Origin of the sequence: Microbacterium sp. SCN 71-21 (assembly GCF_001725695.1) — a bacterium.
GTDB classification, from domain to species: domain Bacteria; phylum Actinomycetota; class Actinomycetes; order Actinomycetales; family Microbacteriaceae; genus Microbacterium; species Microbacterium ginsengisoli.
The window spans coordinates 1-15,238 of the sequence record NZ_MEGA01000075.1; the positions used below are offsets into that span (position 1 = coordinate 1).

Here is a 15,238-nt window from a genome sequence, read left to right on the forward strand (position 1 = left end):
CGAGTTCGCGCTCGCCCTGCGCGAGCTGCGGACCTATCGCCGTATCTCCGGTCGTGACGACTCGATCGCCCTGATCGTCGACAGCGAGCGGGGTATCGGCCGGCCTGACCGTGCGCTCGAGGAGGGTCGGGCGGTCGATGTCTCGACTCTCGATGCCGAGCAGCGCGTAGAACTGGCGATCGCCCTCTCCGGTGCCCGCCTCGACCTTGGACAAGCCGATCGGGCACTGACCGAGCTGGACATTCCCGAGCTCGACCCTGACCGTGCGTTCTCGTACAGCCCCGCGCTGTTCGCGGCGCGGGCCGGAGTGCTCGAGGAGCTCGGCCGTGAGGCCGAGGCATCCGAGTGGTACCGCCGTGCCGAGATCGCGGCGGACGCGATCGACCAGGCCAATGGGTTCGGCGAGGACGAGGAGCTCATCGTCATCTCGGACGACGATGATGAGGACGAGGACGCCCACGACACCGTCGAGAGCGTCGAAGACTCGGCGCACGTGGAGGATCGTGACGCCGACGAGCACGAGACTCTCGACGAGAGCGAGGACGAGGCGCGCGACGAGCTGCGTGCGCCGGCCGAATCCGAGATCGATGAGGCGGACGACGAGCTCGTCGGCGATGAGGCGGATGACGCTCTGCGCGCGCCTGCCCAGCCCGTGGACGACGTCGCAGCGGACGCGGACGACGAGAAGGTCGCCGACTCCTCTGACGACGAGGACGCGCGATGATCTTCGGGCGGAAGGCCGCGGCATCCGCCCCCCTCGACGGGGTGGATGCGGTGCTCGCCGACCTCGACGGTGTGGTGTACGCCGGGCCGCGGGCGATTCCGCACGCCGTCGAGAGCCTCAACGCGGCCGCGGCCTCGGGCCGCCGCCTCGGCTTCATCACCAACAATGCGTCGCGCACCGACGCCACCGTCGCCGCCCACCTGCGCGAGCTGGGCCTGGCCGGCGTGCAGCCGACCGACATCGTCACGAGCCCGCAGGCCGCGATGCGGCTGCTCACCGCGCGCGTGCCCGCGGGGTCGCGCATCCTCGTGATCGGCGGCGATGGGCTCGTCACCGAGGTCGAGAAGGCCGGATTCGCCGTCACCCGCAGCGCCGACGATGCGCCCGCAGCCGTCGTGCAGGGCTTCGCTCCCGAGGTCGGCTGGAAGGATCTCGCCGAAGCCGCCTATGCCCTCGCGACGCCGGAGGAGGAGGGCGGGATCCCCTGGATCGCGACTAACACCGACTGGACGATCCCGCAGGGCCGCGGCATCGCGCCGGGCAACGGCACGCTGGTCTCGGCGGTGCACACGGCCGTCGGCCGGCTCGCGGTCGTCGCCGGAAAGCCGGAGGCGCCGATCTTCCACGAGGCCGTCGCACGCTTCGGGGCGCAGCATCCGCTCTTCATCGGCGACCGACTCGACACCGACATCGCGGGCGCCCAAGCCGCTGACATCGCGTCGGCGCTGGTGCTCACCGGGATCGACCGGCCCAAGCACGTGCTCGCCGCGCCCGAGACCTCGCGTCCGACGTTCATCCTCCGCGACCTCCGCGACCTGACGGCGCCCTACCCCGAGACGATCACCTCCGGGGACGTGACGACTGTCGGGAAGGCGAAGGTCGCGATCGACGGTGTCGATCTGCGCGTGATCTCCGCGGGCGACGAGCCGATCGACCTGCTGCGGGCCGGAGCGGCCGCGATCTGGGGGAGCGGGCGCGCGATCTTCGGGTTCCGTGTGCCGGAGGAGCTGTACGCAGATCCGTTCCGCGTGAGCTGAGGCGGCCACGCCGGTCGTTCGCGCCACGGGCGCGGGAGCCCGCCGGTGCGCTGTGCCGACACGTATCCTGGGGGCATGTCGACCGCCGCGCCCGAGCCTTCCGACGCCCGCCCCGACCTCGTCGGCGAGCTCGAGGTGATCGAGCAGCAGCCGCTCGCCGCGCGCGCCGCCGGCTACCAGCACGTGCTCGACGACCTCACCCGCCGGCTCGACGCCGCGCCCGGGGCCTGATGGCCGGGCGCCTCGACGCCGAACTCGCCCGCCGCGGACTCGCCCGATCCCGCACGCACGCGGCGACGCTCATCGCCGACGGGCTCGTCACCGTCGACGGCACGCCGGTGGTGAAAGCCTCGACCACGGTGAGCGACGATGCGCACCTCGACGTGGCGGCATCCGATCACTACGTCAGCCGGGGTGCGCACAAGCTCATCGCGGCGCTCGACGCCTTCGTGATCGACGTCACAGGGCGCCTCGCGCTCGACATGGGCGCCTCGACCGGCGGATTCACGCAGGTACTGCGTGAGCGCGGCGCGCGGCGCGTGCTCGCCGTCGACGTCGGCCACGGCCAGCTCGCCCCCGAGATCGCGCGCGACCCCGGAGTGACGGCGGTCGAGGGCTTCAACGTGCGATTCATGACCCGTGCCGCGCTCGCCGGGGCGACCGGTGAGGATGCCGCTCCGGACGTCGTCGTCGGCGATCTGTCATTCATCTCGCTCGGCCTCGTGCTTCCCGCGGTCGCGGAGGTGGCGGCATCCGATGCCCACATCGTGCTGCTCGTGAAGCCGCAGTTCGAAGTCGGCCGCACCGCCGTCACGGGAGGTCTCGTGACCGACCCCGCGCTGAGGGAGGACGCCGTCAACGGCGTGCTGTGGGCCGCCTGGGATCTGGGCCTCGGCACCGCCGGCGTCGTCTCCTCCCCGATCGCCGGAACGCACGGGAATCGCGAATATCTCGTGCACCTGCGGCCGGGCGGCGGGACGCTTCCGACAGAATGGAGCGAGGCGGTTCACGGCATGACGGGAGGGCGATGAGCGAGGAACGCTACATCCTGGTGGTGGCCCACGCCCGTCGTGCGGCGACGGTCGATGCGGCGGAACGCGTCATCCGCGCCTTGCTCGATGCCGGTGCATCGCCCGTGCTCGCGCGTGACGACCGGGAAGAGCTCGGCGAAGTGCTGCCCGCCGCCGCGAACCTTCCGCGTCTCGGCATCGAGGTGCCGGTCGACGGGGTCGAGATCGCGGTGGTGCTCGGCGGCGACGGCACGATCCTGCGTGCGGCGGAGCTCGTGCGCGGCGCGGCGGTGCCGATCCTCGGCATCAACCTCGGTCATGTCGGGTTCCTCGCCGAGAGCGAGCGCGACGACCTGGATGAAGCCGTCGCGCGCGTCATCTCGCGGGAGTACCGCGTGGAGGAGCGCCTGACCGTGTCGGTGCGGGTGAAGAACGGCCGCGGCGAGGTCGTCTACGAGACCTGGGCGCTGAACGAGGCGACCGTCGAGAAGGCGAGCCGCGAGCGCATGCTCGAGGTCGTCATCGAGATCGACGGGCGTCCGCTGTCGAGCTTCGGATGCGACGGGGTCGTCGTGTCCACCCCGACCGGGTCGACCGCCTACAACTTCTCGGCCGGCGGTCCCGTCATCTGGCCGTCCGTCGAGGCGCTCGCCGTCGTACCGCTGTCGGCCCACGCCCTGTTCGCGAAGCCGCTCGTCGTGGGACCCGAGGCGGCCGTCGCGGTCGAGGTGCTCGCGCGCACCGACGGGGTCGGCATCCTCTGGGCCGACGGTCGTCGCTCGCATGAGCTGCCTCCCGGTGCGCGCGTCGTGGTGCGCCGTTCTCCCGAGCCGGTGCGTCTCGCGCGTCTGCACGCGCCCGCCTTCACCGACCGGCTGGTGCGCAAGTTCCATCTGCCGGTGGACGGTTGGCGCGGGCCCGACGAGCTGTCGACCGGCACCCACCCGATCATCGGCGGGGCCCGGGACGAGAGCGACGACGCGTGATCGAGCAGTTGCACCTGCAGGGCCTCGGCGTCATCGACGACGCCGTGCTGCCCATCGGTCCCGGCTTCACCGCGATCACGGGAGAGACCGGCGCCGGCAAGACCATGGTGGTCACCGGCCTCGGACTCGTGCTCGGTGCCCGCGCCGACTCGGGCGCGGTGCGCGCCGGGGCATCCGCGGCGAGCGTCGACGGCGTCTGGATCGTTCCGACGACCGGTGCCGTCGCCGAGCGCGTCGCCGACGCGGGCGGAGACCTCGACGACCTCGGCGACGGCCGCGCCGAACTGCTGCTCGGTCGCTCGCTCAGCGCGGAGGGGCGCAGTCGTGCCTACGTCGGCGGGCGCAGCGCCCCGGTCGGGGTGCTGTCCGAGCTCGCGGAGCACCTCGTCGTCGTGCACGGGCAGTCCGACCAGCTGCGTCTGCGCTCGGCCGCCGCCCAGCGCGACGCCCTCGACAGGTTCGGCGGGGCGACGATCACCGCGGCTCTCGAGGCCTACCGCGCCGCCTACGCCCGGGTGCGCGAACTCGACCGTGTGCTGTCCGAGGTGGAGGGCGACGGCGAAGCCCGGTCGCGCGAGGCGGCGACGCTGCGCGCCGACCTCGCGGCGATCGAGGCCGTCGATCCCCAGCCGGGGGAGGACGTCGACGTCGCTGCGCGAGCAGAACGCCTTGCGCACGCCGAAGACCTGCGCGCCGCCGCGACCCAGGCGCACGATGCGCTCTCCCGCGACGACGATCTCCCCGACGTGATCGGCCTGCTCGGCGAGGCGCGGCACGCGCTGGAACGCGCCGCCGACAACGACGCCGCGCTCGCAGAGATCGCCGCACAGGTCACCGAGCTCGGATACCGGGCGACGGATGCCGCGGCCGCCCTCGCCGCCTACCTCGCCGACCTCGACGAGTCGGGTCCGCAGGAGCTCGCCGCGCTCGAGGAGCGGCGGGCCGCGCTGGGCGGCGGGCTCCCTCGACGCCGCCCTGGAGCTCGCCCGCACGGGCGCGCTGCGTCTGCTCGACCTCGACGACGACCCCGAGCGGGTCGACGCCCTCCACGCCGAGCGCGCTGTCGCGGCCGCAGACCTCGATGCCGCGGCATCCGCTCTCACGGAGGCGCGGGAGCAGGCGGCATCCGCTCTCGCGGCGGTCGTCACCGACGAGCTGCACGCCCTTGCGCTTCCCGATGCCACCGTCACGATCTCGGTCAGCGCGACCGCGGACTCGTCGTCGGGTCGCGACGAGGTGGCGATCCTGCTGGCGCCCCACCCCGGCGCCGAGCCGCGCGCTGTCGCACGCAGCGCCTCGGGCGGCGAGCTCAGCCGGGTGATGCTCGCGATCGAGGTCGTCATCGCCTCCACCGACCCGGTGCCGACCTTCGTGTTCGACGAGATCGATGCGGGCATCGGAGGCGCTGCGGCGATCGAGGTCGGTCGCCGGCTGCACCGGCTCGCCGAGACATCCCAGGTGATCGTCGTCACCCACCTCGCGCAGGTGGCCGCCTTCGCCGGCAACCATCTCACCGTCGTCAAGGCCAGCGACGGTTCGGTGACGTCCTCGAGCGTGCGCCGGCTCGACGGCGCCGAGCGCGAGGCCGAGATGGCTCGGCTGCTGTCGGGGCTCTCGGACTCGGCGTCGGCGCTGAGCCACGCCCGCGAGTTGCTGGACCTCGCACCCCCGACCCGCTGATAGGATGAAAGCCCGTGATGCATACGACTGAGTCAGCCCCCCACGGAACCCCTAACGGCACCACCAAGCACATCTTCGTCACCGGTGGTGTCGTTTCGTCGTTGGGGAAGGGGCTGACCGCCGCCAGCCTCGGAAACCTGCTGACCGCGCGCGGACTCCGAGTCGTCATGCAGAAGCTCGACCCGTATCTGAACGTCGATCCGGGCACGATGAACCCGTTCCAGCACGGCGAGGTCTTCGTGACCGACGACGGCGCCGAGACCGACCTCGACATCGGCCACTATGAGCGCTTCCTCGACATCGAGCTCAGCCAGGCCGCGAACGTCACCACCGGCCAGATCTACTCGCAGGTCATCGCCCGCGAGCGCCGCGGCGAGTACCTCGGCGACACCGTGCAGGTCATCCCGCACATCACCGACGAGATCAAGCGCCGCATGCGCCTGCAGGCGAGCGAGGACCCGCGCCCCGACGTCATCATCACCGAGATCGGCGGCACGGTCGGCGACATCGAGTCGCAGCCGTTCATCGAGTCGGCGCGTCAGATCCGTCACGAGCTCGGCCGCGCGAACGTGTTCTTCGTGCACGTGTCGCTCGTGCCGTTCATGGGTGCGTCCGGCGAGCAGAAGACGAAGCCGACGCAGCACTCGGTCGCGGCCCTCCGTTCGATCGGCATCCAGCCCGATGCGCTCGTGCTGCGCAGCGACCGCCCCGTCACCGAGTCGAACAAGCGCAAGATCGCGCTCATGTGCGACGTCGACGAGGGTGCGGTCGTCAACGCCGTCGACGTGCCGAGCATCTACGACATCCCGACGATGCTGCACGACCAGGGACTTGACGACTACATCGTCAGCGCGCTGCGCCTCGACACCGCGGCCGACGTCGACTGGAGCCGGTGGAGCAAGGTGCTGCAGGCGGTGCACAACCCGAAGCACGAGGTCACGATCGGGCTCGTCGGCAAGTACATCGACCTGCCCGACGCCTACCTGTCGGTGACGGAGGCCCTCAAAGCCGGCGGCTTCGCCCACGAGACGCACGTCAACGTAGTGTGGATCCCGTCCGACCTCTGCGAGACCCCCGAGGGCGCCGAGAAGGCGCTCGCCGCCGTCGACGGCATCGTGGTGCCGGGCGGCTTCGGCATCCGTGGCATCGAGGGCAAGCTCGGTGCGCTGCGCTTCGCCCGCGAGCAGGGCATCCCCGCGCTCGGCCTGTGCCTCGGCCTGCAGTGCATGGTCGTCGAGTACGCCCGCAACAAGGCCGGCCTGCCGGGCGCCTCGTCGAGCGAGTTCGACCCCGACACCGAGTTCCCCGTCATCGCGACGATGGCCGAGCAGGTCGACATCATCGACCACGGCGACCTCGGCGGCACGATGCGTCTCGGCCTCTACCCGGCGCAGCTGCGCGAGGGATCGCTCGCGGCGGAGCTCTACGGCGCACAGCGCGTGTCCGAGCGACACCGTCACCGCTACGAGGTCAACAACGCCTACCGCGACCAGCTCTCCGAGGCGGGCCTCGTGTTCTCGGGCCTCTCGCCCGACCGCAACCTCGTCGAGTACGTCGAGCTGCCGCGCGACGTGCACCCGTTCTACATCGCCACCCAGGCGCACCCCGAGCTGCGCTCGCGGCCGACCACGCCGCATCCGCTCTTCCGCGGCCTCGTGGGCGCGTCGCTCGACCGTCGTCGTGCGAGCGAGCTCTTCGATGTCGAACACGACTGACCCGCGCGGCCTCGCCGACGAGCCCGTCGACGTCGAGGTCGTCGCCTCCGAACTCGTCTTCGCCGGCAAGGTGTGGGACGTGCGCAGCGACACCGTGCGCTACGGCGACGGTGAGATCGTGCGGCAGTACGTCGATCACACCGGCGCCGTCGCGATCGTCGCGGTCGACGATGAGGGACGGATGCTGCTGATCCAGCAGTACCGGCACCCGATCCGTCGACGCGACTGGGAGATCCCCGCGGGCCTGCTCGACATCGTGGGGGAGGACCCCGCGACCGCCGCGCGGCGCGAGCTCGCCGAGGAGGCCGACCTCGAGGCATCCCGCTGGGAACCGCTCGTGAGCATCTACACGACGCCCGGCGGCAACGACGAGATCGTGCACGTCTTCCTCGCCCGCGGACTGTCGGCGACCACGACGGCGTTCGCGCGCGAGGAGGAGGAGCGCGACATCCGCGTGGAGTGGATCGCGATCGGCGACGTCGTCGACGCGGTGCTCGAGGGGCGCATCCGCAACGGCATCCTGACCGCCGGCGCGCTCGCCGGCGCCGAGCGCCTGCGCCGCGAGGCGTGACCGGAGCGGCGCGACCGTGACCCCCGAGCGCGCCCTCGACCGGTACCTGCGCCACCTCACGATCGAACGCGGGCTGTCGCCGCACAGCCTCGCCGCGTACCGCCGCGACCTGGCGCGCTACCTGGCGTGGCTCGAGACGCGCGACGTGACGGATGTCGCGGCGCTCACGGCGAACGATGTCGACGCGTTCCTCGCCGAGGTCGCCTCGGGCGAGCCGCGGCCCGCGGCATCCAGTCTCGCGCGCCTGCAGTCGTCGGTGCGGGGACTGCACCGCTTCGCGCTGCGCGAGGGATGGACCGAGGTCGACCCGACGACGCGGCTCGTCGCGCCGAAGCTGCCGAAGCGCCTGCCGAAGGCGCTCACGATCGACCAGGTCGACCGGCTCCTCGACGGCGCCGGTCCCGCCCCGGGCGCGCAGCACGAGGCGAGCGCGGTGCAGCTGCGCGACCGCGCGCTGCTCGAGCTGCTGTACGCCACCGGAGCGCGCGTGTCGGAGGCGGTCTCCCTTGATGTCGACGACGTCATCGACACCGAGATCGTGCGCGTGCGCGGCAAGGGGTCGAAGGAGCGCATCGTGCCGCTCGGCTCGTACGCGCGCGAGGCGCTCGCGGCCTACCTCACGCGGGTGCGACCCGACCTCTCCCGCCGCGGGCGGGCGAGTGCGCGCCTCTTCCTCGGGGTGCGCGGTGCCCCGCTGTCACGGCAGAGCGCGTGGCTCGTGATCCAGGATGCCGCGGAGCGCGCCGGCCTCGACGCCAACGTGTCCCCGCACACGCTGCGGCACTCCTTCGCGACCCACCTGCTGCAGGGCGGGGCGGACGTGCGCGTCGTGCAGGAGCTGCTCGGACACGCCTCCGTCAGCACCACCCAGATCTACACGCACGTGAGCGTCGACACGCTGCGGGAGGTCTACGCGTCTTCGCATCCGCGCGCGCGGTAGCCGCGGCATCCGCTCTGCTCGTCGCTAGAATCGACCGAACGATCCGCAAGAAGGAGCACGGTGGCCAGCAGAGCAGCAGGGGGCAAGGCATCTCCGACGACAGCGGAGGACACCCCGATCGGGCCGACCGGACGCCCCTACCGCGGCTTCCCGACGCCCGCGCCGCTCGCGTCGCACGGGCCGGCCCGCATCATCTCGCTGTGCAATCAGAAGGGCGGCGTCGGCAAGACGACGACCGCGATCAACCTGGCCGCCTCGCTCGCCTCCTACGGGCGCAAGGTGCTCGCCGTCGACTTCGACCCGCAGGGCGCGCTGTCGGCCGGCCTCGGCATCACCACGCACGACGTGCCCACCGTCTACGACCTGCTGCTGGACACCAAGCGCGACCCGCATGAGGTCGTCGTGCACACCGGCGTCGAGGGTCTCGACGTGCTGCCGGCGAACATCGACCTGTCGGCGGCGGAGGTGCACCTCGTCAACGAGGTCGCCCGCGAGACGATCCTCTCGCGGGTGCTGCGCAAGCTCGCCCCCGAGTACGACGTCATCCTCATCGACTGCCAGCCCTCGCTCGGTCTGCTGACTGTCAACGCGCTCACCGCGAGCCACGGCGTGGTCATTCCGCTGGAGTGCGAGTTCTTCGCGCTGCGCGGCGTCGCCCTGCTCATCGAGACGATCGACAAGGTGCGCGACCGTCTGAACCCGACGATCCGCCTCGACGGTGTCGTCGCCACGATGTACGACCCGCGCACGCTGCACTCGCGCGAGGTGCTCGAGCGGGTCGTCGACGCGTTCGGCGATGACGTGCTCGAGACGGTCATCGGCCGCACGGTGAAGTTCCCCGACGCGACCGTCGCCGGCCAGCCCATCACCGAGTTCGCCCCCGAGCACGCGGCCGCGCAGGCCTACCTCCGTCTTGCGCGGGAGCTGGTGTCCCGTGGCGCCGTCGCCTGACGAGGCGGCAGCACCCGACGTCGTCGACCCCCTCGCGTCCGCCGACGCCGTCGCGGCGTCGCACCCCGTGCACGACTCCGCGAGCGCGGAAACCGCCTCGGCCGATGCTCCGTCGGGCGACGCGGATGCCGCGGCATCCGGTTTTCGCGTGTCCCTCGGCGTCTTCGACGGCCCGTTCGATCTGCTGCTCACCCTGATCTCCCGGCGGGAGCTCGACATCACCGAGGTGTCGCTGAGCGCGGTCACCGACGAGTTCATCGCGTACCTGCGCGAGCTCGACCCCGACGAGGAGATGGAGCAGGCGTCGGAGTTCCTCGTCGTGGCCGCGACGCTGCTCGACATGAAGGTCGCCGGCCTCCTGCCGCAGGGCGAGCTGATCGACGCGGAATCGGTCGCGCTGCTCGAGGCGCGCGACCTGCTGTTCGCGCGGCTGCTGCAGTACCGCGCCTTCAAGGAGGTCTCCGCGTGGTTCGCGCGCTCGCTCGAGCGCGAGGACCGGCGCCACACGCGGGCCGCGCGCCTCGACGAGAAGTTCCGCCGCACGGTGCCGGAGCTCGTCTGGACGCTCACGCCCGACGACTTCGCGGCGCTCGCCATGCTCGCGTTCGCTCCCCGCGCGATCCCCGAGGTCGGGCTCGACCACCTGCACGCGCCGCTCGTGAGCATCCGCGAGCAGGCCGCGATCGTGGTGACGCTGCTGCGCTCGGCGGGCACGCTGTCGTTCCGCGAGCTCGTCGCCGGCGTCGCGCAGCCCGGTATCGTGGTCGCGCGCTTCCTGTCGATCCTCGAGCTCTACCGCCATGCGGCGCTGTCGTTCGAACAGCTGGAGCCCCTGGGGGAGCTGACGCTCCGATGGAGCGCCGACCGGTGGAGCGACGAGACGCTGGCGAGTTTGGGAGCCGACTATGACCGTTGACGAGACATCCGACGACGTCGCCGCCCCCGCGGCCGACGGCCTCGTGTCGGCCGACCCGGTGCGCTGGCCGCAGGATGTCGGCTCGGTGGCCCGGCGTCTCGAGGCGATCCTGCTGATGATCGACGAGCCCCACAGCCTGGTGAGCCTCGCGGCGGCGGTGAACGCGCCGGTCGCGGCCGCGCGCGCCGCCCTGCAGGCGCTCGTCGCCGACTACGACGGCGAGTCCGACGGCCCGCGTCGCGGGTTCGAGCTGCGGGAGGTCGGCGGCGGCTGGCGCCTCTACGTGCGCGAGGACTACGACCCGCTCGTGGCCGAGTTCCTCGGCGGACAGGCGCCGTCGCGCCTGTCGCAGGCCGCGCTCGAGACCCTTGCGGTCATCGCCTACAAGCAGCCGGTGACCCGCGGCCAGGTCGCGCAGATCCGCGCAGTGAACGTCGACTCCGTCGTGCGCACGCTCGTCTCCCGCGGACTCATCACCGAGGTCGGACAGGACGCCGAGACCGGCGCGATCCTGTACGGCACCTCCGACGCGCTGCTCGAGCACCTCGGCATCAACTCGCTCGACGACCTCCCGCACATTTCACCCCTGCTTGACGACGGTTCGCGCGGCTTCGACGAGGCGTTCCGGTGAGCGGCGCCGATGAGCAGACGGATGCCGCGGGCGTGCGTCTGCAGAAGGTGCTCGCCCACGCGGGCGTCGCGTCGCGCCGTGTCTGCGAAGAGCTGATCGCGAGCGGCCGCGTGCGCGTGAACGGGGTCGTCGTCACGGAGCTCGGCAGCCGCATCGACCCGGAGGTCGACCTGGTCGACGTCGACGGTACCGCGGTGCAGCTCGACCAGTCGAAGCGGTACGTGGTGCTGAACAAGCCGGTCGGCGTCGTCTCGACGATGCGCGACGAGAAGGGCCGCCCCGACCTGCGCCGCTACACCGCCGACTGGGACGAGCGCCTCTACAACGTGGGCCGGCTCGACCAGGACACGAGCGGCCTGCTCGTGCTCACGAACGACGGCGGCCTCGCACACGTCCTTGCGCACCCCTCGTTCGGGGTCACGAAGGTCTACATCGCGAAGGTCGTGGGCACCGTCAGTCCGCAGACGATCGCGCGGCTCACCCGCGGCGTGCAGCTGGAGGACGGCGAGATCGTCGCCGACAAGGCCCGCCTGCTCGACGCGTCCCGTGGCGGGCACGGTGCCTCGTCCCTGGTGGAGCTCACCCTTCACTCAGGGCGCAACCGCATCGTGCGGCGCATGATGGCCGAGGTGGGGCATCCGGTCATCGAGCTGGTGCGCCGCCAGTTCGGACCGCTCCACCTGGGAAGCCTCCCGGTGGGTCGGGCCCGCGAGTTGACTACAGTGGAGAGGGGCGCGCTGCTCACCCTCGCGCGCCAGGGCGCCGATCCCGCGCCCGAAGATTCTCCGGAGCTCCGATGACCGATCCCGCCGCCGTGTCCGCGCGCCCGCGCGTCGCCGTACGCACTCAGGGTCCGGTGCGCGTCGTCGGCGCCGGCCTGCTCGGTGCGAGCATCGGCCACGCCCTGCGGGCGCTGGGGGTCGAGGTCATCCTCGACGACACCTCGCGCGCGCAGCTGCAGCTCGCCGTCGACTACGGTGCGGGGCGCTCTGCCACCGCCGACGACCGCCCGTCGCTCGTCGTCGTGGCGGTGCCGCCGGATGTCACCGCGGATGTGATCGAGCGTGAGCTGGTCGCGCACCCGCAGGCGGTCGTGACGGATGTCGCGAGCGTCAAGCTCGAGCCGCTCGTCGAGCTGCGCCGCCGCGGGGTCGACCTCGCGCGCTACATCGGCTCCCACCCGCTCGCCGGGCGCGAGCGCGGGGGAGCGATCGCGGCCCGCGCCGACATCTTCATCGGACGCCCGTGGGTCGTCTGCCGCGACGCGGAGACCAGCGCCGCCGACCTCGCCGTCGTCGAAGGGCTCGCTCTCGACCTCGGGGCGACGCCCGTCGAGATGGGTCCGGAGGAGCACGACCGCTCGGTCGCGCTCGTCTCCCATGTGCCGCAGCTGGTCGCGAGCCTGCTCGCCGCGCGCTTCACCGATGCCAGTGCCGCATCGCTGTCCCTCGCCGGGCAGGGGGTGCGCGACACCACGCGGATCGCGGCATCCGCCCCCGAGCTGTGGGTGCAGATCCTCGGGGCGAACGCGGCGCCGGTCGTCGAGGTGCTCGACGCGCTCGCCGCCGACCTCGCCGACGTCGCCGAGGCGCTGCGCGCGCCCGAGGCGCCCGGGGCGCGGCGCGAGGTCGCCGAGACGATCCGCCGCGGCAACGAGGGCGTCGAGCGTCTGCCCGGCAAGCACGGTCAGAACCGCCGTTTCGAGAGCTTCGTCGTCATGGTCGACGACACCCCGGGTCAGCTGGGCCGCCTGTTCGGCGAGCTCGGCGAGCTCGGCGTCAACGTCGAGGACCTGCGCCTCGAGCATTCCCCCGGAGCCCAGTTCGGCCTCGCCGAGATCAGCGTCGTGCCGGGTGCCGTGCACCCCGCGGTCGACGGTCTCGAGGCCCGCGGCTGGAAGATTGCGAGCCTCCCCTCATGACCGAATCGCTCACCCGTCCCGGCCTCGTGCGGGTCGTGGCCGTCGACGGCCCGGCCGGCAGCGGCAAGTCGAGCGTGTCGCGCGCCGTCGCGTCGCGCCTCGGTTACGGCTACCTCGACACCGGCGCCGTCTACCGGGCGCTGGCCTGGCACGCCCTGGCCCACGCCGTCGACACGTCCGACGCATCGGCCGTCGTCGACGCCTCGGGCGATTTCGACCTGTGGATCTCGCTCGACCCCGCCGAGGCGCGCGTTTCGGTCGCCGGCACTGATGTGACCGAGGCGATCCGCACGTCGCGGGTCACCGAGGCGGTCAGCGGCGTCGCCCGCGTGCCGGCCGTGCGCCGCGGGCTCACCGGCCTCTTCCGCGCGCTCGTCGCGGGCGCGGGACGCCCGGGAGTCGTCGTCGAGGGGCGCGACATCACCACGATCGTGTTCCCCGACGCCGAGGCGCGGGTGCTGCTGACGGCCGACCCGGCCGTGCGGGCCGCCCGGCGCACGGCGGAGACCGAGGGGGCGGATGTCGCGGTGGTCGCGGCATCCATCGAGAGACGCGATGCCGCCGACTCGGCCGTCGTCGAGTTCATGGACGCGGCGGACGGGGTGCGGGTCGTGGACTCGACCCACCTCGACTTCGAGGGCACCGTCGACGCGGTGCTCGCGGTGATCGCCGAGGAGACCGGCGCGGCACAGGAGGTGCACGATGTCGTCTGACGACGAGTACGAAGGCGGGCCGGACGGCCTCGCCGAGAAGCTGGCGGGCATCGACGATGCACTCGCCGACCAGCGCGCGGCGACGCTGCGCGCATCGCTCGAGGAGTACGACCTCGATGACGACGACACCGAGCTGCTCGGTGCCGTCTTCACCGACGAGCACGGCAACGAGTACCTGCCGGCGCTGCCGGTCGTGGCGATCGTGGGGCGCCCGAACGTCGGCAAGTCGGCGCTCGTGAACCGCATCCTGGGGCGCCGTGAGGCGGTCGTCGAGGATGTGCCGGGCGTGACCCGTGACCGCGTGACGTACAAGGCCGAGTGGATGGAGCGTCGCTTCTCCCTCGTCGACACCGGCGGGTGGGAGCCCGACGCGCGCGGCATCGACCGTTCCGTCGCGCAGCAGGCCGAGATCGCGATCGAGCTGGCCGACGTCGTGCTGTTCGTGGTCGACGCGATCGTCGGGGCGACCTCGACCGACGAGCAGGTCGTGAAGCTGCTGCGCCGCAGCGGCAAGCCGGTGCTGCTCGTCGCGAACAAGATCGATGACGCCCGGCAGGAGCCCGAGGCCGCGGCCCTGTGGAACCTCGGGCTCGGCGAGCCCCGCCCGGTGTCGGCCATCCACGGCCGTGGCGTCGCGGACCTCCTCGACGAGCTGGTGAAGGTGCTGCCGGATGTCTCGGCCGTCGCCTCGCACGAGATCGGCGGCCCGCGCCGCGTGGCGATCCTCGGGCGGCCGAACGTCGGCAAGTCGTCGCTGCTGAACAAGGCGGCCGGCGCCGAGCGCGTGGTCGTGAACGACCTCGCCGGCACCACTCGCGACCCGGTCGATGAGATCGTGGAGCTCGGCGGCAAGCTGTGGCGCTTCGTCGACACCGCCGGCATCCGCCGTCGCGTGCACCTGCAGCAGGGCGCCGACTTCTACGCGTCGCTGCGCACCGCGTCGGCGCTGGAGAAGGCGGAGGTCGCCGTCGTCGTGCTCGACGTCTCGGAGCCCATCAGCGAGCAGGACGTGCGCATCATCGACATGGTGCTCGAGTCGGGCCGCGCGCTCGTGCTCGCCTACAATAAGTGGGACGTGCTCACCACGATCGAGTACGAGAACATCGACCGTCGGCGCTATCTCGAGCGGGAGATCGAACAGGACCTCGCGCACGTCGCCTGGGCGCCGCGCGTGAACATCTCGGCGCGCACCGGGCGTCACCTCGACAAGCTCGTGCCCGCGCTCGAGACGGCGCTGGAGTCGTGGGATCAGCGCATCCCGACCGGGAAGTTCAACGCCTTCCTGTCGGAGCTCGTCGCCGAGCACCCGCACCCCGTACGCGGCGGCAAGCAGCCGCGGATCCTGTTCGGCACCCAGGCGTCGACGCGCCCGCCGACATTCGTGCTGTTCACGACCGGATTCCTCGACCCGGGCTACCGCCGGTTCATCCAGCGCCGCCTGCG

Annotated in this window: 15 protein-coding genes and 1 pseudogene; all 16 read left to right on the plus strand. The window is 72.1% G+C overall.

Features of this window, described 5'->3' with window-relative positions:
* The coding region (locus ABT08_RS10605; protein ID WP_288114918.1) for a hypothetical protein at nucleotides 1–724 on the plus strand (724 nt) is incomplete at its 5' end.
* Nucleotides 721–1,761, plus strand: coding sequence for an HAD-IIA family hydrolase (locus tag ABT08_RS10610; RefSeq protein WP_137877710.1), 1,041 nt, complete (start codon nucleotides 721–723; stop codon nucleotides 1,759–1,761). The genes ABT08_RS10605 and ABT08_RS10610, both read left to right, overlap by 4 nt.
* Nucleotides 1,762–1,836: 75 nt before the next feature.
* A complete protein-coding gene (locus ABT08_RS10615) occupies nucleotides 1,837–1,992 on the plus strand; it encodes a hypothetical protein (protein ID WP_171006108.1) in 156 nt (51 codons plus the stop codon).
* The gene (locus ABT08_RS10620) at nucleotides 1,992–2,792 is read left to right on the plus strand and encodes a TlyA family RNA methyltransferase (RefSeq protein WP_288114920.1); all 801 of its coding nucleotides are present in this window, start codon (nucleotides 1,992–1,994) and stop codon (nucleotides 2,790–2,792) included. Before ABT08_RS10615 ends, ABT08_RS10620 begins: the two co-directional genes overlap by 1 nt.
* A complete protein-coding gene (locus tag ABT08_RS10625; protein WP_056209286.1) occupies nucleotides 2,789–3,757 on the plus strand; it encodes an NAD kinase in 969 nt (322 codons plus the stop codon). The genes ABT08_RS10620 and ABT08_RS10625 overlap by 4 nt, the downstream gene beginning before the upstream one ends.
* Nucleotides 3,754–5,437, plus strand: a pseudogene (gene recN / locus ABT08_RS10630) (DNA repair protein RecN). The gene ABT08_RS10625 and the pseudogene recN overlap by 4 nt, the downstream one beginning before the upstream one ends.
* 17 nt (nucleotides 5,438–5,454) lie before the next feature.
* On the plus strand, nucleotides 5,455–7,152 hold the full coding sequence (gene pyrG, locus ABT08_RS10635) for a CTP synthase (RefSeq protein ID WP_056209549.1): 1,698 nt from the start codon (nucleotides 5,455–5,457) through the stop codon (nucleotides 7,150–7,152).
* Nucleotides 7,136–7,723, plus strand: coding sequence for an NUDIX domain-containing protein (locus ABT08_RS10640; protein WP_288114921.1), 588 nt, complete (start codon nucleotides 7,136–7,138; stop codon nucleotides 7,721–7,723). The genes pyrG and ABT08_RS10640 overlap by 17 nt, the downstream gene beginning before the upstream one ends.
* A 16-nt stretch (nucleotides 7,724–7,739) precedes the next feature.
* On the plus strand, nucleotides 7,740–8,663 hold the full coding sequence (xerD, locus tag ABT08_RS10645) for a site-specific tyrosine recombinase XerD (protein ID WP_288114923.1): 924 nt from the start codon (nucleotides 7,740–7,742) through the stop codon (nucleotides 8,661–8,663).
* Nucleotides 8,664–8,723: 60 nt separating this feature from the next.
* Nucleotides 8,724–9,614 (plus strand): ParA family protein, encoded by an 891-nt coding sequence (locus tag ABT08_RS10650; RefSeq protein ID WP_056209278.1) that lies wholly within the window; start codon nucleotides 8,724–8,726, stop codon nucleotides 9,612–9,614.
* Nucleotides 9,598–10,530 carry a segregation and condensation protein A gene (locus ABT08_RS10655; protein ID WP_082483201.1) on the plus strand — a complete coding sequence of 311 codons (933 nt, stop codon included), beginning with the start codon at nucleotides 9,598–9,600 and terminating at the stop codon, nucleotides 10,528–10,530. The genes ABT08_RS10650 and ABT08_RS10655 overlap by 17 nt, the downstream gene beginning before the upstream one ends.
* Nucleotides 10,520–11,161 (plus strand): SMC-Scp complex subunit ScpB, encoded by a 642-nt coding sequence (gene scpB, locus ABT08_RS10660; RefSeq protein ID WP_045247661.1) that lies wholly within the window; start codon nucleotides 10,520–10,522, stop codon nucleotides 11,159–11,161. Before ABT08_RS10655 ends, scpB begins: the two co-directional genes overlap by 11 nt.
* The gene (locus tag ABT08_RS10665; RefSeq protein WP_045247662.1) at nucleotides 11,158–11,961 is read left to right on the plus strand and encodes a pseudouridine synthase; all 804 of its coding nucleotides are present in this window, start codon (nucleotides 11,158–11,160) and stop codon (nucleotides 11,959–11,961) included. Before scpB ends, ABT08_RS10665 begins: the two co-directional genes overlap by 4 nt.
* Nucleotides 11,958–13,082, plus strand: coding sequence for a prephenate dehydrogenase (locus ABT08_RS10670; protein WP_045247663.1), 1,125 nt, complete (start codon nucleotides 11,958–11,960; stop codon nucleotides 13,080–13,082). The genes ABT08_RS10665 and ABT08_RS10670 overlap by 4 nt, the downstream gene beginning before the upstream one ends.
* The gene (gene cmk, locus ABT08_RS10675) at nucleotides 13,079–13,795 is read left to right on the plus strand and encodes a (d)CMP kinase (RefSeq protein WP_045247664.1); all 717 of its coding nucleotides are present in this window, start codon (nucleotides 13,079–13,081) and stop codon (nucleotides 13,793–13,795) included. Before ABT08_RS10670 ends, cmk begins: the two co-directional genes overlap by 4 nt.
* Nucleotides 13,785–15,238 (plus strand): ribosome biogenesis GTPase Der (gene der / locus ABT08_RS10680; protein WP_288114924.1); only part of this gene is annotated, 1,454 nt, incomplete at its 3' end. The genes cmk and der, both read left to right, overlap by 11 nt.

Bases quoted from the DNA above. Each gene is read 5' to 3' on its own strand.
- ABT08_RS10620 (WP_288114920.1), top strand. From the start codon at position 1,992: ATGGCCGGGCGCCTCGACGCCGAACTCGCCCGCCGCGGACTCGCCCGA.
- ABT08_RS10625 (WP_056209286.1), top strand. From the start codon at position 2,789: ATGAGCGAGGAACGCTACATCCTGGTGGTGGCCCACGCCCGTCGTGCG.
- ABT08_RS10610 (WP_137877710.1), top strand. From the start codon at position 721: ATGATCTTCGGGCGGAAGGCCGCGGCATCCGCCCCCCTCGACGGGGTG.
- ABT08_RS10640 (WP_288114921.1), top strand. From the start codon at position 7,136: ATGTCGAACACGACTGACCCGCGCGGCCTCGCCGACGAGCCCGTCGAC.
- ABT08_RS10615 (WP_171006108.1), top strand. From the start codon at position 1,837: ATGTCGACCGCCGCGCCCGAGCCTTCCGACGCCCGCCCCGACCTCGTC.
- cmk (WP_045247664.1), top strand. From the start codon at position 13,079: ATGACCGAATCGCTCACCCGTCCCGGCCTCGTGCGGGTCGTGGCCGTC.
- pyrG (WP_056209549.1), top strand. From the start codon at position 5,455: ATGCATACGACTGAGTCAGCCCCCCACGGAACCCCTAACGGCACCACC.
- ABT08_RS10670 (WP_045247663.1), top strand. From the start codon at position 11,958: ATGACCGATCCCGCCGCCGTGTCCGCGCGCCCGCGCGTCGCCGTACGC.
- scpB (WP_045247661.1), top strand. From the start codon at position 10,520: ATGACCGTTGACGAGACATCCGACGACGTCGCCGCCCCCGCGGCCGAC.